The organism is Brevibacterium sp. (assembly GCF_022712115.1).
Taxonomy (GTDB): domain Bacteria; phylum Actinomycetota; class Actinomycetes; order Actinomycetales; family Brevibacteriaceae; genus Brevibacterium; species Brevibacterium salitolerans.
The window spans coordinates 1-20371 of record NZ_JALAHB010000071.1 but is presented as its reverse complement, the minus strand read 5'-3'; the positions used below and the strand labels follow the sequence as shown (position 1 = coordinate 20371).

The window sequence follows — 20371 nt, the reverse complement described above, 5'->3', positions numbered from 1 at the left end:
GCGGATGCCCCCGCCCGTCCGGCCGTGGAGGGACGCCCGCGCACCTCCGTCGTGGCGCGCGTGTGGCGGCTGCAGTCCTCGGACACCTCCCCGGTGGCCGGAGACGCCCTCGCGCCCTTCCCCGCGTGGGAGGAGTGCGCGCCCCGGCAGCTGAGCGAGCTGTGGCCGGGCGGATACATCGCCTCGCTCTCCGGGGCCGAGGCGCCCGGCGGCGTCCCGGGCCGCCGGCAGGTGTGGGTGCACACGGACATGCCGCTCGTGGCGGGGGAGGCGGACGGTCCTTTCGCGACGTTCGCCAAGCTCGCCGACAGCATGAACGGGCTCGCCGTCCGGGAGGACCCGCAGCGGATCTTCTTCCCCAACGTCGATCTCACGCTCCACTTCCTCCGGGCGCCGGAGGCGGGTCCGCGCGGGGAGTTCGGCTTCGACGTCCGGCAGAGCTTCGGCCCCACCGGTGTGGGCATCACGCATGCGGTGCTCCACGACGGCCGCGGGCCGCTGGGCACCGCCTCACAGTCACTCACCGTGCGGATGCCCACGGAGTCCGGCCGCGCGGACGGCTGAGCACGGTGCGTGGGGGCCTGGCGTGCGGCGGGGTTCCCCGTTGCCGGCTGCGCACGCATACTGGGGGCACAGCCGCGGCGGCCCGTGGCGTCCGGTGTTGGAGCAGCCCGCAGTGTGCAGTGGCAGAGGAGGAAGCATGTCCGATCCCACAGTGGAGATCCGCAAGGCTCCGGAGGACAACAGGTTCGAGATCCTGGTGGACGGAGAGCGGGCGGGCCTGGCCGCCTACAGGGACCGGGGGAGTCAGCGAGTCTTCCACCACACGGAGGTCGCACCGGAGTACGGAGGGCGGGGCCTGGCCACGCAGCTCGTCTCCCGTGCGCTTGCGACGACGATCGGCGAGGGCATGCGCATCGTCCCGGTCTGTCCGCTCGTCGCCAAGTACGTCCGCACGCATGAGGAGCTCGCCGCGGACGCGGATCCGGCGACGGGCGACGTCCTCGCGTGGCTGGAAGACGAACTCGGCTGAGAGGCGGTGAGGAGATGAGCAACCTCGAGGCGGAACCCCGCGAACAGGTGTGCACCCCCGGGCCGGTCCCGGGCACCGGCACCGAGCCCGCCGGCAGTCCCGCTTCCGGCGCAGCAGACGGCTCCGCACCCGGATCCGCGGGATCGCGCGTGGAGGTCGTGACGTCCAGGGAGGTCCCGCTGGGCGGGCCTCGCGCCATGCCGGTCCGCCGCACCCTTCCGCAGCGGGCCCGTTCCCTGGTGGGAGCGTGGTGCTTCGCAGATCACTACGGCCCCGACGACGTGGCGGTCACCGGCGGCATGGACGTCGCACCCCATCCGCACACCGGCCTGCAGACGGTGAGCTGGCTGTTCACCGGTGAGATCGAGCACCGGGACTCCCACGGCGTGCACGCGAGGGTGCGGCCGGGCGAGCTGAATCTCATGACCGGCGGCTCCGGGATCGCGCACTCCGAGGTGACGACCCAGGACACCACGGTGCTCCACGGCGTGCAGCTGTGGGTGGCGCTGCCGGAGGCGCACCGCCGGGCGCCGCGCAACTTCCAGCACTACGCGCCGCCGCTCGTGGAGTTCCCCGGCGGCCGCGCACGCGTCTTCCTCGGGACCGCCTTCGGTTCGACCTCGCCCGTGGAGGTGTTCTCGCCGCTGCTCGGCGCGGAGGTGGAGATCGACGCCGGCGCCTCCGTCCGGCTGGCACTGGACCCCGCCTTCGAACACGGCTTCCTCGTGGACCGCGGCGCGCCCGTGGTCGACGGGACGGCGCTCGCCCGTGCGGAGCTGGGCTATCTGGGCACCGGGCCGGACTCCGTGGAGGTGCAGGCGGGGGAGGAGCCGGTGAGGCTGGTCCTCCTGGGCGGCGAGCCCTTCGGCGAGGAGATCGTGATGTGGTGGAACTTCGTGGGCAGGACCCATGAGGACATCGCCCAGGCCCGTGCGGACTGGGAGGCCGGAGCAGAGCGCTTCGGGACGGTCGAGGGCTATGTGGGCGAGCGGGATCGGCTGCCCGCGCCGGCGCTGCCGCAGGTGCGCATCCGGGCACGCCGGAACCCGCCCACCGCCGCCCCGCGCTGACCGGATACCTCCTGCGGCGTGGGCGGCCTCGGGCACGAGACCCCGCGAGCGGCGCTTCCCCCCCGCCTATACGTGGGCGGCTGGGACGATAGGCGGTGTGTGACGGCGGGCGGACGGCGAGGAGGATGCGGTGGACCATGTGACAGGCGATGCGACCAACGGCGTGAACAGGCACGCGGATGCGGCCAACGATGCGGCGAGGCATGCGGATGCGAGCAGGCACGCACACGACGGCGAGACGGAACTGAGCGAGCGTCCGTGTGCGCTCGTCACGGGTGCGAGCGCGGGCCTCGGGCGTGCGTTCGCGACTCGTCTCGCCCGTGACGGGTACGACCTCGTGCTGGTGGCCCGCGATGCCGTGGCGCTGGAGCGTCTCGCGGAGGATCTCGCCGCCGCCCAGGGGTGCCGGGCCCTCGCCCTGCCCGCGGATCTCTCCTCCTCGGAGGGGATCGCCCGGGTGGCGGACTTCATCGACACCACCCGCGTGGACGTCCTCGTGAACAACGCCGGCTACGGACTGCGCACCTCGCTCCTCGACACGGAGCCGGAGGCGCTCGCTGCGAGCGACTCCGTCATGCTCACCGCGGTCACCCGGCTCAGCTGGCACGCCGCCCATCGCATGCGCGCCCGCGGCCGCGGCGGGATCCTCACGGTGTCCTCCCTGGCGGCGCTGGGGGTCTACGGCGTGTACTCGGCGGCTAAGAGCGCGGCGATGATCGTCACGGAGGCGCTGGCCGCGGAGCTCGCGGACACGCCGGTGACCGTGACCGCGGTGCTGCCCGGCTTCATCCGCACGGAGTTCCACGAGCGCATGCGGGTGCGCAGGACGGGGCCGCGCTGGATCTGGCTGGAACCGGAGCAGGTGGTCGATGCGGCCGTGCGCGATGCCCGCGCGGGGCGGACCGTGAGCGTGGCCGGCGCGCAGTACAAGGGTGCGTACGCCCTGCTCCAGGTGCTGCCCCGTCCGCTGGTGCGGGGTGCGAGCGGCGGATTCCGCTGGATGCGCAAGGGCGCGGGCTGACTCCCCACGCGGGCACGGAGACGCCGGGGGTGCGGGACGGGTGTGCGGGCAGGCCCGCTGACTCGCCATGCGGGCAGCGAGGACGGGCGTGCGCGGCGGAGCGGATACGATTCCCCACATGACAGACACCCGCTCGCAGCTCCTCGCACTCATCGATGAACTGGCCGTCGTCCGCGGCCGTGTCACCCTGTCCTCCGGCAGGGAGGCCGACTACTACCTCGATCTGCGCCGCGTCACCCTCGACCACCGCTCCGCGCCGCTCGTGGGCGACATCGTCCTCGACCTCCTCGCCGAGCACGGCCTGCTCGACGGTGAGGGCGCCGTGCAGGCGGTGGGCGGTCTGACGATGGGCGCGGATCCCGTGGGCACCGCCGTCATGCACCGCTCCGTGGTGCGCGGCACCCCGCTGGACTCCTTCGTGGTGCGCAAGGCCGCCAAGGAGCACGGCATGGGGCGGCGCGTGGAGGGCCCGGACGTCGCCGGCAAGCGCGTGGTCGCCGTCGAGGACACCTCCACGACCGGCGGTTCCGTGCTCACCGCGGTGGAGGCGCTGCGGGAGGCCGGTGCCGAGGTCGCGGCCGTCGTCGTGGTCATGGACCGCGAGACCGGCGCGAAGGAGCGCGTGGAGAAGGAGGCGGGCATCCCGTACCTCACCGCGCTCTCCACGCGGGACCTCGGCCTCGACTGACGCCTCGGCGGCCGCCGCGGGTGGGACGATCCGTCGCGGCGCCCCGGCACAGGCTGGGAGTCTGCACCGAAGCCGCTGACTCGCGTGCCTCCGCGTTTGCCGCGCGGTGCCCGCACGGCCAGACTGACTCCGGTACCGGATGGATCGCGCAGGCCTGTGCGTGTGCGGCCTCCTCGGACACGGAACCATCGCACGCAGACAGACCCGCGCTGGCAAGACAGCGCACACAGCACCCGCACCTGCGGGCGCACCCCGACGCATAAGGACAACCACGTGCTCACAGTGAAGGGACTGACGGTCTCCTCCGGGAGGAAGACCTACCTCAAGGACGTCTCGTTCGAAGCGAGATCCGGCAGGCTCACCGGTGTGGTGGGGCTGCGCGGCTCCGGCAAGACCGAGCTGGTGCGCGCCGTCATGGGCCTCATCGATCCCACGGCGGGGTCGATCGAGCTCGAGGGGAACGCGCTGGGGTTCGGCGACCGCCAGAACTTCGGCTACCTGCCCCGTGAGCGCGGGGGCTACCCGCGCATGAAGGTGATGGAGCAGATCGTCTACCTGGCGCGCCTGCACGGCATGACGCTGGGAGCAGCGGAGCACAACGCGGTCACGCTGCTGGCCCGCCTGGACCTCTCCGACCGCGCCTACGCCCAGCTGAACCACCTCTCCGGCAGCGAGGTCGCCTGCGTGGACATCGCCGCGGTGCTGGCGGCGGACCCTGACGTGGTCGTCCTCGACGAGCCCTTCGACGGGCTCGACGCGGATTCCGCGGCGAAGGTGTTCGCCCTGCTGCGCGACCACGCGGAGTCCGGCGTCCCCGTCCTCTTCACGACCGAGAAGTGGAAGCAGGCCCAGGAGGTCGCCGACGACCTTGTCATCCTCTCCCACGGCCGGGTCGCCGGCCAGGGCACGCTCGAGGAGCTGCAGGGCGAGTCCCGCAGCTTCCGGGTGCGGCTCGCGGACGCGGAGGCCGCAGCCGCCGCCGGGGCCCAGGTGGAGAAGGCCGGTGCCGAGGACGTGGTCGCCGCGGGCACCGTCGTCACCTTCCGCGCCGCCGACGAGGCGGCCGCTGCCACGTACCTGACCGGTGTCGCCGGGGCCCGCGAGTTCGGCCCCGTGACCCGCGACCTCTCAGAGCTGTTCAAGGAGTCGGTGTAAGCACATGGTCGAAGACAGGCGAGACGAAGACAACCGCGAAGAGACGACGAACGACACGGAGCTCGCAGACGACTTCCTCGACTTCAGCGATGAGGCCCAGCTCCCCGAGGAGCTGCGCGAGGACCGCCCCGATCCTGCCTCCACGCCCAAGACGGGCCTGGTGAGCGAGTTCCACGATCTCTCCGCGTCCCAGGCCGCGTACCTGGTGGCGAATCGGGAGACCTCGAGCGTGGCGCGCAGCCCGCTGTTCTACGTGAGCGCCCTGGTGCTGGGCCTGGCGACGATCGCCGCGCTCATCATCGGCTTCCAGCGCGTGGGCGCGGAGGCTGGCGGCAACAGCACGCTCGCGGTGGTGGGCGTGCCCGCCGAGCAGGCGGACGCCTTCGCGCAGCAGGTCGGCATCCCCGTCGTCGCGGCGGAGACACAGGAAGCGGGCGAGGAGATGCTGCGCGACGGTGAGGTCGGCGCGCTGTACGTGCTCGATCCCACCGGCATGGGCCCGGCGCAGCTCATCGCGCTCGACCGCGAGCCCATCGCCATCCTCGAGAAGCTCAACCAGCCCGTCCCCGTGCAGTACGTGGACGAGCCGGCGGTGGCCTCGTCCCTGGCGGACCCCGTGGGCTGGGGCATGGGCGCCGTCGTGCTCCTCGCGGGTCTGGCGCTGGGCGCCGCCCTCTACCAGAACCTGAGGACGGAGAAGCGCAACCGCCTCGCGGAGGTCATCGCCTCCGCGATCCCGGCCCGTTCCTCCGCATGGGGCCGCGTGTACGGCCTCACGCTGCTCTCCCTCACCTACGTGCTGGTGGGCGCGGGCGTGCTCCTCGTGGGGCTGTCGATCGGACAGCGCACCACGGAGGCCATGGCGCTGCTGCCGGGACTGGGCTGGTTCGCGCTCACCGCCGTCGCCACGGTGTTCCTGGTGCTCGCCGCGCACCTGTGGGTCTCGACGGCCTCGTCGAAGGGCCTCCAGCGGTTCGGCTACGGTGCGCTCGTGGTGCTCATGGTCGCCGGTGCCGTCCTGCCCATGTACTTCCGGGCGGAGCGCACCGTGCTCCAGATCCTCTCCTTCATCCCCTTCAGCTCGCCGGTGGCGATGCCGCTGCGGTACTTCGCCGGCAGTGCCGAGTGGTGGGAGGGCCTGGCCGCTGCGGCCATCGCCGCGGCGGTGGGCCTCCTGGTCTTCCTGCTGGCGTCCGCGGCGTACCGGCGCACACTGCTGGCGGGAGCGGGGCGCGGCGGACGCAAGGCGGTGGCGCGCACCTCCCGCAAGGCGAAGAAGGCCGCGGAGAAGGCAGGCGTCGCGCCCGCACCGGCCGCAGACGGCGCATCCGCGTCGTCCGCAGCGGACGAGTCCGGGGAAGCCGGGAGCACCGCGTCGGAGGACGCTGCCGCCGGCGACGCCGCGGGTGCGGACACGACCGAGAAGTGAGCGGATCACCGGCCGCGCCCGAGGCCTCGGGCGCGGACGCTCCTTCCCTCGCGGGTCCGGCGCCGGGTTCCGGCCAGGGGGCAGCCGCGGCCTCGGGCGCGGACCCGGCGCTCCATGCGGGCGCTGACGGCCCTGCGGTCGCAAAGGTGAGAGCGGACCTCTCCGCGGCCGGGGACGGCCGGCCCGGCGCCTCGGGAGCGGTCCCAGCCGCTGCGGACCAGGATCCGCAGGTAGGTGTGGGTCCGTGGGAGGGCGAGCTGCCCACGGGTGACCACTGGGATCCGGAGCTGCTGGCCCGGGGCGACCGGCGGAACGTCGCGGACGAGTACCGGTACTGGACGGTCGAGGCGATCGTCGCGGATCTGGACACCCGCAGGCACTGTTTCCACGTGGCGGTGGAGAACTGGCAGCACGACCTCAACATCGGCTCCGTGGTGCGTACGGCCAACGCCTTCAACGCGGCGGCGGTGCACATCGTGGGCCGGAGGCGATGGAACCGCCGCGGCGCGATGGTCACCGACCGCTACCAGCACCTGCATCACCACGGGGACGCGCAGGCTCTTGCGGAGTGGTGCGGGGAGCGTGGGCTGCCGCTCATCGGGATCGACAACTTCCCGGACTCCGTGCCGCTGGAGACCTTCGACCTGCCGGAGCGCTGCGTGCTGCTGTTCGGCCAGGAGGGGCCGGGGCTGAGCGAGGAGGCGCACAGGGCGTGCGGGGCGGTGCTCTCCATCGCGCAGTTCGGCTCCACACGGTCGATCAACGCAGCCGCCGCGGCCTCGGTGGCGATGCACGCATGGATCCGGCGCCACGTGTTCGGCCAGCGGGTGCAGGGCTGAGGCCGCGCGGCGCCTGCCGGCTCACCTTCCGAATCGTCCACCCGCGGCCCGGCCAGCCTCGCCTCGGGCCCGGGCCCGGCCCACCCCCGGCCCGGCCAGCCTCGCCTCGGCCTCGGGCCCGGGATTGTCTGATCACTTCACCCAGCCATCTTGCATGGAGTGGCCGGGCAGAGTGATCGATCCAGAATCGTATCTCTCTGTGGCCGGCGGGATCGGGGTCTGCTCGGAAGGTGACCGGCGGAGAAGAGCCGGCTGGCGACGGCGCAGATTCCATCACCGGCGCGGACTCCAGGGGCGGCGCGGACTCCAGGGGCGGTGCGGATTCCGGCGCCGGCAGGGGACTCCAGTGCCGGCGGCGGACTCCAGTGCCGGCGTGCGGGGTCAGGGGCTCAGGGGTCGGCCCGCTTCCAGATCGGCGAACCGCTTCATCACCGTGTCCATGGTGTCGAGGTACTTCCCGCTGTCGTAGATCCTCTCGATGAACCACCCTGCGGACCTGAATGCGCGCCGCCTGTCTTCGTCCTTCTCGAACTGCCTCCGTGACGTGCGGTGGTGAGCGCCTTCGTACTCGATGCCGGTCCGCACCTCCTCATAGGCGAGGTCCGGTGTGAGGTGTCTGCCGATCGACTCGATCCACACCTTGTGACCCACTGTGGGTTCGGGATATCCCCAGGCGACGATGTTGAGACGGAGTTCGGTCTCCTTGGGAGAGGCCACGCCGGTGCGCACCCGGTCCAGCACCCGCAGCAGAGTGAGCGCGCCACGATGTCTGCGGTAGGGGTGGAGAGATTCGGTGATCTCCGTGGGTGAGAGCGTGGGCGGGTGCCACGTGCCGGTCACGCTCTCCACGGCGATGATGAGTTCCTTCTCGTGGAGAACGGTCGCAAGCTGCACGAGTGTCTGCAGTGCGGACACCACGATCACTCCGCCGGTGGTGACGGTGTCGGGCAGCTGGGTTCCCCGGTGGCACTTCACCCCGGCCAGGCGGATGAGGCTGCGGTGGAGCACGTGCACGTCGTCGCTTCTCCGCAGCCGGCTCGGCAGCGGGATCCCGAGGAGAGCGGCTGCGGTGAGATGCGAACCTGCTGCGGTGGGATGCCGTGCCTGCACCGAGGCCAACCGGGCGCGCAGCTCGAACCAGCGGTCGTCGGCCCATCCGGGATGCGTGATCTCCTCGGTGCGCTGGGGATCCAGTCGAACTCCCCGCAGAGGACGAAGGAAGGCCGGTGACTCCCTGGCCTGCCACGCGGACAGGCGGTGGGCACCGGCGCCCGTGCGGTCCGCGGCGTCAACGGGGAAGATGCGCGGAACAGCCGAGACTTCGGTCTCTCTGCGGAGATGGAGAGGGTGTTCCTCGCCCGCCGGTGCTCTGCTGCCTCCGGCCCTGCGTCCCGATGCGGTCCCCTGCTGGGGTCCGGGCGCCGGCGTGTCCGGTGACCGGCGTTTCCTGAGGTCCGCAGTGGTGGCCTTCTGCGGCCGCCGTCGCCGACGGGGTACGTCTTCGGCAGGTTGAGGGTGCATGGTCCAAGGAAAGCAAGGCCGCCGTGGTCGCGGCGGGGCATCGTCGAATCTGTGGACAGACGGTCGGGAGATCTGTCGGTTTGTGACGTCAAGTCTCGGTTGCCTGTGACAGTCGGTGGCGGTCCGCGTCTGGCCGCTGGTGTGATCAGTTCCCTCAGCCGTCCGCCGCGACACGGCTAGGAGAACTGATCGCACAGCGCGCGGGGATCACACGCTGTGCGGGTGCCGTTCCTCTCGCGGCTCCTCCGCCTCCACGGTTCCGCCGTGATATCCCTCCGAGGCCGCTGTCCGTTCGCTGATAGATTGGGCGCGTATGCAAGCCAGGCTGCCTCGCAGTCAGATCGGAGCTCCTCTCATGCGCGCCAGCCCCGCGAAGCAGCGCACCCGTCCCCTCCTCGTCGTCCTCGCGGCAGCCCTGCTCGCCCTGGTGCTGAGCGGCTGCGTGAAGTTCAACGCGGACTTCCAGATCTCCAAGGAGGAGACGGTCAGCGGATCGCTCGCCATCTCCGCCGACCCCCAGATGTTCGAGGACATGGGCGAGCCCATCGACGAATCGGAGATCGACCGCTCCGTCGAGGAGGCGCAGAACGACCCGTCCATGCCGGAGGGCGTCACCGTCGAGAAGATCAAGGACGATGACGGCTACCTGGGCATGCTCATGAAGTTCGACGACGTGCCGGCGGACGAGCTCGCGTCCACGGATTCCGCCGCCTCGGAGTTCGGCGCTCCGAGCGTGGACGGCATCGACATCGCCTCTGCCGACGGGCAGATCACCTTCGACATGCCCAACCCGGTGAGCGCGATGGGCTCCGAGGCCGGCATGGGCGGTGGAGGCTCCATGCGGTCCGTGTTCGACGAGGCCCGCGTCGCCGTGACCTTCCCCGGGGCGGTGACGAATGCGGAGGGGGCCGAGATCTCCGGCAAGACCGCCACCTGGGACCTCCGCGACTTCGACGGCGACACCCTCAGCGCCACCGCCAAGGCCGGCGGCTTCCCCTGGCTCATCGTGCTCATCATCGTCGGCGCGGTGATCGTGCTGGGCGGTGCGGGGCTGATCGTGTTCCTCGTCCTGCGGTCGAGGAAGAAGCAGGCGCAGGGCCCCGGAGCTCCCGGCGGCTTCCCCGGCGCTCCGGGTGGATACCCGGGCGGCCCCGGTGGCTACCCCGGTGGCCCGGGTGCACCCGCCGGTCCGGGTGGCCCGATGGGTCCCGGCGGCTTCCCCGGCGGGCAGGGCGGTCCGGGCGGCCATCCCGGTGGTCCGGCCGGTCCGGGTGGCGCACCCGTCGGCCCGGGCGGCTATCCGGGTGGTCCGGGATTCCACCCCGGCGCTCCGCAGCAGGGGGCGCCCGGATACCCGCAGGGCGCGCCCGCGCAGGGCGGACCCGGGTATCCGCAGGGTCCGGGACCACAGGGTCCGGGCGGCCCCGGCGGGCCGGCTCCGGGCGCACCGTCCGGTCACCCCGGCGTGCCGGGACAGGGACACCCCGGTGCGGGCCACCTCGGCTCCGGCCCGCAGGGCCCCAGCGGCCCCGGAGGCTCGGCACCCGGTGCTCCCGGTGGACACCCCGGTCAGCAGGGGCCGCAGGGCGACAGTCGTTTCGCCCCTCCCGGCTCACACTGACGCCGCTGCCGATTCACACTGAGGGCGCTGCCGGCTGCGCACCGCGCCGGCGGGCCGAAGCCGGACCCTGACGATGACGGAGCCGCCCAGTCATGACTGGGCGGCTCCGTCATCGTGCGGTGGAACATCGTCCGGTGGAATGCTGCATGCAGGGCCCGTGAACGCGCTCAGCCGCCCACGCATATGTGGGCGGCTGAGTCGATGCCGATGCGCGGTGGGTGCTCAAGCGGCCGGTGCTCGCGCACCCCGCCGCTCGAGCACCCTGCCTCAGGCGAGGTCCGCCGCGTGGGGCTCCAGGAGGCCGCCCTGCGCAGCGAGCGCCTGGGCCACCTCGTCCTTGTCGTCGAACGTCTTCGTGATGACGGTGAGGCGCTTGGCGTAGTGGCCGATGGGGTACTCCATCGTCATGCCGATGCCGCCGTGCATCTGGATCGACTCCTGGCTGATCTCACGTGCCGCATTGTCGATGACGAGCTTGGCGGCGAGCACGTCGCGGTGGCGGGACTTCGAGTCCACGGCACCCTCGCCCGAGGCCGCGGCGGCCTCCTCGCCCGCGATGGCGAGCTTGGCGTACAGCGCCATCGACTTGGCGCCCTCGAGCGTGGCGTAGGCGTCCGCGGCGCGGTGCTGCAGAGCCTGGTTCACGCCGATGGGCGCACCGAACTGCTCGCGGGTCTTGAGGTACTCCGCCGTCATCTGGAGGGAGGCCTCCATGGCGCCCACGGCCTCGGCGGCCAGTGCCGCGTTGGCGGTGTCGATGACCTTCTCGATGATCGCGGAGGCGTCGCCGGAGCCCAACCGCACAGCGGGCGCGCCGTCGAACCGGACGGAGCCGGTGCGGACGCCGTCCGCCTGGGTGCGGCAGGAGACGGAGACGCCGGAGGCATCGGCGGCCACCAGGAACAGCCCCACGCCGCCGTCCGCGGCGGCGGAGACCACGAAGGTGTCCGCGTCCGCGGCGCCCAGCACCGCGGTCTTCTCCCCGGTGAGGGTGTGTCCGTCACCGGCCTCGGTCGCCGAGGTGGCCGGAGAGGTGAGGTCGTAGCGCCCGGTGGGCTCGTAGCCGGCGAAGGCCAGCAGGGTCTCGCCCGCGACGACGCCCGGGAGGATCTCCGCCTTCTGCGCATCCGTGCCCGCGGCGTTCACGAGACCGCCGCCCAGCACCACGGTGGAGAGGTAGGGCTCGAGCACGAGTGCCCGGCCGAACTCCTCCATGACGACGGCGACCTCGGCGAAGCCCATGTCCGCGCCCTCGTAGTCCTCGCTGAACGGCAGGCCCAGGAGGCCCAGCTCCGCGAAGGTCTCCCACTTCTCACGGCTCCAGCCGGCGTCCGAGTTCAGGATCTCCTCGCGGGTCGCGGCGTCGTACTCGGACTTCAGCAGGCGCGCGACGGTCGACTTCAGTTCGCGCTGGTCTTCAGTGAGTTCAAGGTCCATCTGTTCTCTCCTTCGAATCCTTGGGTCAGTGCAGGGCGGGGCTCAGAGACCCAGGATCGCCTTGCTGATGATGCCGCGCTGGACCTCGGACGAACCGCCGTAGATGGTCACCTTGCGGGTGTTGAAGTAGTCGGGCAGGGCGGTGGCCGCCGCGCCGGGGAGGTCGGTGAACCCGTCGCCCACGACGGCGGAGTCCACGAAGTCCAGGCCCTGCGGGCCCAGGACGTCCACGAGCAGTTCGGTGATGTCCTGCTGCAGCTGCGAGCCGTGGAGCTTGAGCACGGAGGAGCGGGGGTCCGGCTTGTCGGATCCCGCGGCCTGCGTGGAGAGGACGCGCAGCTGGGTGAACTCCAGGGCGGTGAGGCGGGCCTCGATCTCGGCCAGCCGCGCGGAGAACAGCGGATCGTCCAGGAGGGTGCCGCGCGAGGTCTTGGTGAGCGCGGCGTAGGCCTTGGCGCGCGCCAGGTTGACCTTGGAGGTGCCGATCCGGGCGATGCCGGTGCGCTCGTTGCCCAGGAGGAACTTTGCGTAGGTCCAGCCCTTGTTCTCCTCGCCCACGAGGTTCTCCACCGGGACCTCGACGTTCTCGAAGAAGACCTCGTTGACCTCGTGCCCGCCGTCGATGAGCTGGATGGGGCGCACCGTCACACCGGGGGACTTCATGTCGATGAGGAGGAAGGAGATGCCCGCCTGCTTCTTCACGGTGGGGTCCGTGCGGACCAGCATGAAGATCCAGTCGCCGTACTGGCCCAGCGTCGTCCAGGTCTTCTGGCCGTTGACGATGTACTTGTCGCCCTGGCGGACCGCCGAGGTCTTGAGCGAGGCGAGGTCGGAGCCGGCGTTGGGCTCGGAGAAGCCCTGCGACCACCAGATGTCCACGTTGGCGGTGGCGGGGAGGAAGCGCTCCTTGATCTCCTGGCTGCCGAACGTCGCGATGACGGGACCCACCATGGAGGCGTTGAATGCCAGCGGCTGCGGGACGCAGGCCAGCTGCATCTCCTCGAGCCAGATGTGGCGCTGGACGGGCGTCCAGTCCTGGCCGCCCCACTCCACGGGCCAGTTGGGGACCGCGTAGCCGTGCTGGTTGAGGGTGCGCTGGGAGGTGACGATGTCGTCCTTCGTCAGCTCCTGACCGGTGGCCACCTTGAACCGGATCTCCTCCGGGATCTCCGTGCGGTAGAACTCGCGCATGTGCTGCGCGAACTCCAGCTCTTCCTTGTTCAGAAGCTGGTCCATGAACACTCCTGTGTGCGATGTCGGTGTGCGGTTCCGGGCTCGGTACAGCGTGAGTCCGGTCGTTCAGCGGTCGTGACGATCCGGCCGTTGCCGCCAGTCTAGCCAAGTTACTGTACGATCGCTAAGTCCAGAAGTGGGCGGGGTCACTCGCTCTTCTCCAGGCTCGAGCCGGTGCTCGCGGAGGTGTCGTGATCCGCGCCCGAGGCCGCCTCGGCGTGCGCGGGCTCCTTCAGCCGCACAATGAGCAGGAGTCCCACCGCCAGCACCAGTGCGATGCCGAGCGCGCCCGCCCGCTGGTAGCCCAGCACCGCGATCGCCGTGGAGAACATCAGCGGCCCCAGGAAGCTCACGGCGCGGCCCGTGGTCGCGTAGAGGCCGAAGTTCTCGCCCGCGTGCTCGGCGGGGGTGATGCGTGCGAGGAACGAGCGCGAGGAGGCCTGCACCGGGCCGACGAAGACGCAGAGGAACATGGCGGCGACCCAGAACACCGTGGGTGAGTCGGACACCGCGATGGGCACGGCGCCTGCGATGAGGCAGAGGAGGCCCACCACGATGACCCGCTTGGAGCCCAGTCTGTCGTCGAGCACCCCGGCGAGGATCGCGCCGGTGCCGGCGACCAGGTTGGCGGCCACGCCCAGGACGATCACCTCCGAGGCCGTGAACCCGTAGGACCCGGCGGCAAGCACCCCGGCGAAGGCGAAGATCGCCGCGAGCCCGTCGCGGAACACGGCGGAGGCGATGAGGAAGCGCAGGGTGAGGCGGTCCTCCCGCCACATCCGGAGCAGACGCCGGAGCAGCCTGCGGTAGTCGGCCGCGAAGCCGCGGAAGTAGGAGAGCGGGAAACGGCCTCGGGCGCGTGGTGCGGCTGCCGGGTCCGCCGCACCGGAAGGGCCCGTCCCTCCGGAGGCCGCGGGGTCTGCGGACGCCGCGGCCTCCGTCGCCGAGCGCGGTCCGATCAGCAGCACCGGCAGCGCGAACACGGCGAACCAGACGGCGGCCAGCACGGCCACGAGCCGGTACCGCAGGCCGCCTTCGTCCGTGGCCCCCAGGAGGCCCACCTCGGGCTGGATGACCGTGACGAGGAGGAGCACGAGGAGTGCGAGCCCTCCGGCGTAGCCCAGGCCCCAGCCCAGACCGGAGATCCGGCCCACCGTGGCCGGGGTGGAGAGGGAGAGCAGGATGCTGTTGTAGGACACCTCCGCGAACTCGAAGAAGACGCTCGCCACGGCCAGGAGCACCAGGCCCAGCCAGAGGTGCGAGGGGGAGTCCTCGACGAAGAACATGCCGGCCATCGCGGCCACGACGACGAAGGTGTGGAAGCCCAGCCAGAAGCGGTGGCGCCCGCCGGTGTCCGCGCGCGTGCCGATCGCCGGGGCCACGAGCGCGATCACCAGGCCCGCCGCGGCGGTGGTCCAGCCCAGGGCGGTGGAGCCCGAGGCCTCGTCCGCGGCCACCCCGGACGTGAGATAGGGCGCGAAGACGAAGGTGACGATGACGGCGTTGAAGGCGGCGGATCCCCAGTCCCAGAGCGACCAGGCGGCGACCGCGCCGCGGGTTCCGGAGCGCTCGCCCGAATGCGTGCTCATACCGGGAACAGTAGCTAAAGAAGCAAGTCTCGTTAGACTGCGAATTACATGTGCATATGCCGGAACCCGCCCAGGGACGCTTCTCAGTCGTCCGGACGGCTGCACGTGTTCGCCAAGGAAACCTACCGGAAGGGCATTTATGAGCTTCGGAGCCAGCACCACCGACTCCGAGAATCGATCCGAGAGTGCGCAGGACGAGGCGGAAGCCGCTGCGATCGCGGAACGGACCCCATCACCGGAAGGATCTCAGGACGAAGAGACCGTCTACGCCGCGGAGGAGCTCTCGGAAGCCGAGCAGCTCCAGGACACCGATTCCGATGTGCGCATCGTGGGCAAGCTCCGCGCCCAGGGCGTGCGGCTCGGGAGCGGCAACATCGCTCCGCGCGTGTTCTGGCCTGCGCTGAGCGTGATCGTCCTCATCGCGGCTGTCGCGATGATCTTCCCCGACCCCACCGGCAGAGCCCTCCAGGCGATCAACGACTGGATCGTGTCCACCTTCGGCTGGTACTACATGCTCGTCATCGCAGGCTTCATCGTGTTCTCGGTGTTCATCGGACTGAGCAGGTTCGGCACGATCAAGCTCGGCAATGACGACGACAAGCCCGAGTTCTCGTGGCTGACCTGGTTCTGCATGCTCTTCGCCGCCGGCATGGGCATCGGTCTCGTGTTCTACGGCGTGGGTGAGCCGCTCTCCTATGCCTCGTTCGACCCCAAGCCCGGGTGGTCCGCCGACCCGTCCGAACAAGCTGGTCTGGCGATGGCTCAGAGCTTCGTCCACTGGGGCCTGCACCCGTGGTCCATCTACGCAGTGATCGGTCTCGGCATCGCCTATGCCATCCACCGCCGCGGCCGTCCCATCTCCATCCGCTGGGCACTGGAGCCGCTCTTCGGGAAGGCCGTCAAGGGCTGGGTCGGTGACCTCATCGACATCCTCGCGATCTTCGGCACCCTCTTCGGCATCGCGACCTCACTCGGTCTGGGCGTGCAGCAGATCGCCGCAGGTATGCGCGCCATCGGCATAGTCGAGACCGTCGACATCACCGTGCTCATCGTGCTCATCGTCGTCATCACGTTCATCGCGCTCGGCTCGGTGGTCTCCGGTGTGGGCAAGGGCATGAAGTGGCTCTCGAACATCAACCTGTCCCTGGCCGCGGTCTTCATGATCACGATCCTGGTCATGGGACCCACGCTGTTCCTCCTGCGGAACTTCGTGGAGTCGCTCGGCGTGTATCTGGCCAACCTCATGAACATGACGTTCGACACCGCCGCGCTCACCGGTGCCGAGGGCCAGGACTGGAACTCCACGTGGACGCTGTTCTACTGGGGCTGGTGGATCGCCTGGGCGCCCTTCGTCGGTGTGTTCATCGCTCGCGTCTCCCGCGGACGGACCATCCGCGAGTTCGTCATCGGCGTCCTCCTCGTGCCCACGGCCATGGGCATGCTCTGGCTGTCCGTGCTCGGCGGCACGGCGATCCATCGGCAGCTCTTCACCGATGATCCGCTCGTCCCGGCCGGGGAGAGCGTCTCCAGCGACGCAGCCCTCTTCGACCTCGTCTCGGGCCTGCCCATGGGCGGGATTCTCTCCGTGGCCGCGATCATCCTCGTGGCGATCTTCTTCGTCACCTCCTCGGACTCCGGATCCTTGGTCATCGACATGCTCGCCTCAGGTGGTCACCCGAACCCGCCGACATGGTCGCGTGTGCTCTGGGGCACCCTCGAGGGCCTCATCGCGATCGCGCTGCTGTGGTCCGGAGGCCTCGAGGCGCTCCAGGCGGCCTCGCTGGCCACGGCGCTGCCCTTCAGCGTCGTCCTCGTCCTCATGTGTCTCGCGCTCTTCCGGGCGCTGCGGGAGGAGATGCGGATACGCAATGCGGCTGAGCGGGAGGCTCGCATCCGCGCAGGCCTGCAGCTGGTGCGCTCGCACATCAAGTCCAACTTCGACGAGGACTGGGGCGAGGAGATCGACACACGCGTGGACAACCGCATCGACTACCGTCTCACTGCGACGAAGAGCCCGCTGCTCAACAGGCGGGAGGCTCACCCCAAGCAGGGCACGGCCCAGCGTGAGCCGGCAAAGCGGCTGCCGCAGAGCGGGCGGCCCCGGCAGGAGTGAGCGCGCTGTCCGGTTCCCGGGCGGCGGCCTCGGCTTCGGGGCAGGCGGGCCGATGGGAGTGACCCGATGCCTTCCGCCGTTGCGTCTGAGCACCGCTGTGGGACGTGTCCCGTGACTGGTGCAAACCTCCGGCGGGTGAAAACATGGGGGCGAGGACTTCCCCGAACCGGTTCCCCTATGCAAGGAGATGCCATGCCCGTCGCCTCCCCCGAGGTCTACTCCCAGCTCATCGACAACGCGAAGGCCAAGGGCTTCGCCTATCCGGCCGTGAACTGCACGTCCTCGCAGACGATCAACGCGGCGATCCGCGGGTTCGCGGAGGCGGAGTCGGACGGCATCATCCAGATCTCCACCGGCGGCTCCGAGTACCTCTCCGGTCCCACGGTCAAGGACCAGGTGCGGGGTGCGGTGGCGTTCGCGGTGTTCGCCCAGGAGGTCGCCAAGTCCTACGACGTGAACATCGTGCTCCACACGGACCACGCCCCCAAGGACAAGGTGGAGTCCTGGGTGAAGCCGCTGCTCGCGCTCTCGCAGGAGCGGGTGGACCGCGGTGAGGACCCGCTGTTCGGCTCCCACATGTGGGACGGTTCCGCGGTGCCCCTGGAGGAGAACCTGCGGATCGCGGAGGAGCTCCTCGAGCTCTCCACCGCCGCCCGGACGCTGCTCGAGGTGGAGATCGGCGTGGTGGGCGGCGAGGAGGACGGCGTGGAGAACGAGATCAACGATCAGCTCTACACCACGGTGGAGGACGCCCGCGCCACGGTGCAGGCGCTGGGCTCCGGCGAGAAGGGCCGCTACCTCACGGCCCTCACGTTCGGCAACGTGCACGGCGTGTACAAGCCGGGCAACGTGAAGCTGCGGCCGGAGCTCCTGGGGGAGATCCAGGAGACCATCGGCGCGGAGGTGGGCAAGGACAAGCCGTTCGACCTCGTGTTCCACGGCGGCTCCGGGTCCACGCCGGAGGAGATCGCCACGGCCGTGCGGCACGGCGTGGTGAAGATGAACATCGACACGGACACGCAGTACGCCTTCACGCGTCCGGCCGCGGACCACATGTTCAGGAACTACGACGGCGTCCTCAAGCTGGACGGCGAGGTGGGCAACAAGAAGCTCTACGATCCGCGCGCCTGGGGCAAGGCCGCCGAGGCCGGCATGGCCGCGCGCATCGTGCAGGCCTGCGAGAACCTGGGCTCCGCGGGCAATCGCATGAAGTGACCGTGCAGTGACTGGGGGAGGGGCCTGTCCCCTCTGCGCAGACGGGAGCAGCCGCCGTGGCTGCTCCCGTCTGTCTTTTCGCCGTGTTCCGGTGCGTACGGCGGCCGATCCGCAGACGGGAGCGGCTCCCCGTCGTGCTGCCGTCTGTTCGGGGTCCGCGAATTGTCACCGAAAGCAACAATTCGCTTTCAGGTAGTATGCGGGAGGCTGACATGCCCTTCTGATTCTCAGGAGAGTTGTGGGTCGGGCACGCAGTCGGCGGAGCGGGACAGGGTGATGGGACATGGAGGGCCGGTCTTCCTCATTGGATCTGGTGCGGTTCCTCGCGCTGACGCTCGTCGTCGCCGGGCATGTCTGGACCGACAAGCCGCTGAGCGGGTACGTCGCCGTGTTCTTCGTGGTCACCGGCTACCTCTGGAAGCCCGGGCGAGGAGTCGTCGACGAGGCCCGCCACAAGTGGCGGACGCTCATCCGCCCCTACATCGCGTGGGGAGTGCCTCTGCTGTGCGTGCTCGTCGCAACCCTGCTCCTGAGCTCCGCGCCCCTCGCGATCGTGGTGAAGACCGCGGCTGTGACGCTGTGGGGAGGTGCCAAGGCGACGGAGCCATTCACCGCCTACTGGTTCCTCACCGCGATGTTCTTCGCCTGCATCCTCCTGCGCCTGATCGACAGAATGCGGGGCTGGTTCCCCCTCGTCCTGGCCCTCGTGCTCTCCGTCGCCGGATCGATCGTGTTCGGCGAGTACACGGACCTCCTGCCGCTGGGCTTCGGCAATGCGCTCTGGGCACTGCAGTTCCTCATCACCGGTCGTCTGCTGCAGGCGGTCGCTCCCGTCACCATGACGGCGCGCACCAGAGGCCTCGCCGTGCTGCCGGCGGCGCTCGCGCTGGGAGGGGGCCTCCTTCTGCTGCTGACCGGATGGGCGGAGCCGATGGTGCTCAAGGCGGGATACCACGGCACCCCGGTGCTCAGCTTCCTGGCCGTCGTCGCGGTGTCCTGCGGTGCGCTCGTGCTCACGCAGGCGGTCGAACCTCTGATGCCCGCTTCCGTCCTGCGCGCGGCATCTGTCCTGGTCTTCACCAGCACCCCGGTGCTGCTGATCCACGGAGCCGTGATCTGGGCGCTGAAGCATCAGATGAGCGGGTGGGCACTCTTCGCCGCGGCCTACGCGATCCCGATCTGCATCGGTCTGGTGCTCCTCGGCGTGTCGGGCAGGGTGCGGGCGTGGCTCATGCCGGGCACCCAGGGGTGGCGGCGTTCCACCGGCCGGACCGGAACCGCGGCCTCCGGCTCTCCTACGTGAGCCGTCGTCTCCGTGTACTGTCGCCCCATGAACAGCGCAGCGCCTTCCGTGTCAGGCCGGGTTCTCATGATCTGCACGGGCAACATCTGCCGCTCGCCGTATGCGGAGCACAGGCTTCGCGCTGTCCTGGGCGCGGGCAGCGCGGTGGCGAGCGCGGGCACACACGGGCTGCGGGGATGGCCCGCTGACGAGGGATCGGAGGAGGTCGCACAGCAGCGCGGCTTCTCCTGCGCGGGCCACAGCGCCAGGCAGGTGACGGCGGAGATGATCGCGGAGGCGGAGCTGGTGCTCGGGATGGGGCCGGACCATCGCGACTTCTGCACCGAGCTGGCGCCGGACGCGGCCGGCCGGATCTTCACCCTGCACGAGCTGGCGGAGCTTCTCCGCTCCGAAGCTGCCGGCGGAGTCTCGCTCGGCGCAGTGCTCGCCTCTGCACACGCCGCCCGGGAGAGCCTGTCCCGTGCGGCGCGGATGCGGAAGGTCGCAGACCCCTTCGGCCAGCTCAGCAGCGCGTTCGAGCGCATGGCCGACGACATCGAGGACCAGCTGGAGGCGATCCTCCCCGTCCTCCGATAGGCGAGGCCGAGGCGGCATGAAACAATGGCCTGGGCCTCGGCCGGGGTCCGTGCTCGTGTCTGCGCGTATGCGCGCGGGAAGAAGGAGAGAGCCATGCCAGCGATCGTGGTCGTCGGGGCCCAGTGGGGCGATGAGGGCAAGGGCAAGACCACCGACATCCTCGGCACCCGTGTCGACTACGTGGTGAAGCCCAACGGCGGCAACAACGCCGGGCACACCGTGGTGGTGGGCGGTGAGAAGTACGAGCTCAAGCTCCTTCCCGCCGGCATCCTCTCGCCCAATGCCACCCCGGTGATCGGCAACGGAGTGGTGGTGAACCTCGAAGCGCTCTTCGAGGAGATCGACATGCTGGAGTCCCGCGGTGCGGATACCTCGAAGCTGCGCATCTCCGCGAACGCCCACCTGGTGGTGCCCTACCACCAGGTGCTGGACAAGGTCACGGAGCGGTTCCTGGGCAAGCGCGCCATCGGCACCACGGGGCGCGGGATCGGCCCAGCGTACGCGGACAAGGTGGGCGGTATGGGCGTG

Annotated in this window: 17 protein-coding genes and 1 pseudogene; 14 read left to right on the top strand and 4 right to left on the bottom strand. The window is 70.4% G+C overall.

Annotation, left to right across the window (positions count from 1 at the left end; all coding sequences use genetic code 11):
- The 8 genes and pseudogenes from Q0A33_RS04245 to Q0A33_RS04210 all read left to right on the top strand — a co-directional run.
- Positions 1-564 (top strand): annotated as a pseudogene (locus Q0A33_RS04245) (acyl-CoA thioesterase domain-containing protein); the annotation flags it as partial.
- Between the two features lie 136 nt (positions 565-700).
- The gene (locus tag Q0A33_RS04240) at positions 701-1033 is read left to right on the top strand and encodes a GNAT family N-acetyltransferase (protein WP_291793591.1); all 333 of its coding nucleotides are present in this window, start codon (positions 701-703) and stop codon (positions 1031-1033) included.
- A 14-nt stretch (positions 1034-1047) separates the two neighbouring features.
- A complete protein-coding gene (locus Q0A33_RS04235) occupies positions 1048-2103 on the top strand; it encodes a pirin family protein (RefSeq protein WP_291793588.1) in 1056 nt (351 codons plus the stop codon).
- 130 nt (positions 2104-2233) lie between these two features.
- Positions 2234-3124 carry an SDR family NAD(P)-dependent oxidoreductase gene (locus Q0A33_RS04230; RefSeq protein WP_291793585.1) on the top strand — a complete coding sequence of 297 codons (891 nt, stop codon included), beginning with the start codon at positions 2234-2236 and terminating at the stop codon, positions 3122-3124.
- A gap of 118 nt (positions 3125-3242) precedes the next feature.
- On the top strand, positions 3243-3812 hold the full coding sequence (gene pyrE / locus Q0A33_RS04225; protein ID WP_291793583.1) for an orotate phosphoribosyltransferase: 570 nt from the start codon (positions 3243-3245) through the stop codon (positions 3810-3812).
- A gap of 273 nt (positions 3813-4085) precedes the next feature.
- Positions 4086-4967, top strand: coding sequence for an ATP-binding cassette domain-containing protein (locus Q0A33_RS04220; RefSeq protein WP_291793580.1), 882 nt, complete (start codon positions 4086-4088; stop codon positions 4965-4967).
- Positions 4968-4971: 4 nt separating this feature from the next.
- Complete coding sequence (locus Q0A33_RS04215) at positions 4972-6396, top strand: ABC transporter permease (protein ID WP_291793577.1); 1425 nt, start codon at positions 4972-4974, stop codon at positions 6394-6396.
- 236 nt (positions 6397-6632) lie between these two features.
- On the top strand, positions 6633-7235 hold the full coding sequence (locus tag Q0A33_RS04210) for a TrmH family RNA methyltransferase (protein ID WP_291793597.1): 603 nt from the start codon (positions 6633-6635) through the stop codon (positions 7233-7235).
- Between the two features lie 381 nt (positions 7236-7616).
- Here the strand turns inward: Q0A33_RS04210 and Q0A33_RS04205 are convergent, their stop codons facing one another.
- Positions 7617-8249: a hypothetical protein gene (locus Q0A33_RS04205; protein WP_291793574.1), complete on the bottom strand. Its 633-nt coding sequence runs from the start codon at positions 8247-8249 to the stop codon at positions 7617-7619.
- An 862-nt stretch (positions 8250-9111) separates the two neighbouring features.
- On the opposite strand from Q0A33_RS04205, the gene Q0A33_RS04200 reads away from it, so the two are divergent.
- Complete coding sequence (locus Q0A33_RS04200) at positions 9112-10377, top strand: hypothetical protein (RefSeq protein WP_291793571.1); 1266 nt, start codon at positions 9112-9114, stop codon at positions 10375-10377.
- A 267-nt stretch (positions 10378-10644) separates the two neighbouring features.
- On the opposite strand, the gene Q0A33_RS04195 is transcribed toward Q0A33_RS04200, so the two are convergent.
- The 3 genes from Q0A33_RS04195 to Q0A33_RS04185 form a co-directional block, all read right to left on the bottom strand.
- Entirely contained in the window at positions 10645-11814 is a 1170-nt protein-coding gene (locus Q0A33_RS04195; RefSeq protein WP_291793567.1) for an acyl-CoA dehydrogenase family protein, read from the bottom strand.
- Between the two features lie 42 nt (positions 11815-11856).
- Positions 11857-13050 carry an acyl-CoA dehydrogenase family protein gene (locus Q0A33_RS04190; protein WP_291793564.1) on the bottom strand — a complete coding sequence of 398 codons (1194 nt, stop codon included), beginning with the start codon at positions 13048-13050 and terminating at the stop codon, positions 11857-11859.
- Between the two features lie 143 nt (positions 13051-13193).
- Positions 13194-14636 (bottom strand): MFS transporter, encoded by a 1443-nt coding sequence (locus Q0A33_RS04185; RefSeq protein WP_291793561.1) that lies wholly within the window; start codon positions 14634-14636, stop codon positions 13194-13196.
- 139 nt (positions 14637-14775) lie between these two features.
- Between Q0A33_RS04185 and Q0A33_RS04180 the strand changes: the two genes are divergently transcribed.
- The 5 genes from Q0A33_RS04180 to Q0A33_RS04160 all read left to right on the top strand — a co-directional run.
- Positions 14776-16749, top strand: a complete 1974-nt coding sequence (locus Q0A33_RS04180) for a BCCT family transporter (RefSeq protein WP_291793559.1) — start codon at positions 14776-14778, stop codon at positions 16747-16749.
- A gap of 192 nt (positions 16750-16941) precedes the next feature.
- Positions 16942-17964: a class II fructose-bisphosphate aldolase gene (gene fbaA, locus Q0A33_RS04175; RefSeq protein WP_291793556.1), complete on the top strand. Its 1023-nt coding sequence runs from the start codon at positions 16942-16944 to the stop codon at positions 17962-17964.
- Between the two features lie 283 nt (positions 17965-18247).
- The gene (locus Q0A33_RS04170) at positions 18248-19267 is read left to right on the top strand and encodes an acyltransferase family protein (protein WP_291793553.1); all 1020 of its coding nucleotides are present in this window, start codon (positions 18248-18250) and stop codon (positions 19265-19267) included.
- Positions 19268-19294: 27 nt separating this feature from the next.
- Positions 19295-19843, top strand: a complete 549-nt coding sequence (locus Q0A33_RS04165) for a hypothetical protein (RefSeq protein WP_291793550.1) — start codon at positions 19295-19297, stop codon at positions 19841-19843.
- 93 nt (positions 19844-19936) lie between these two features.
- On the top strand, positions 19937-20371 hold a 435-nt coding region (locus tag Q0A33_RS04160; protein ID WP_291793547.1), incomplete at its 3' end, for an adenylosuccinate synthetase.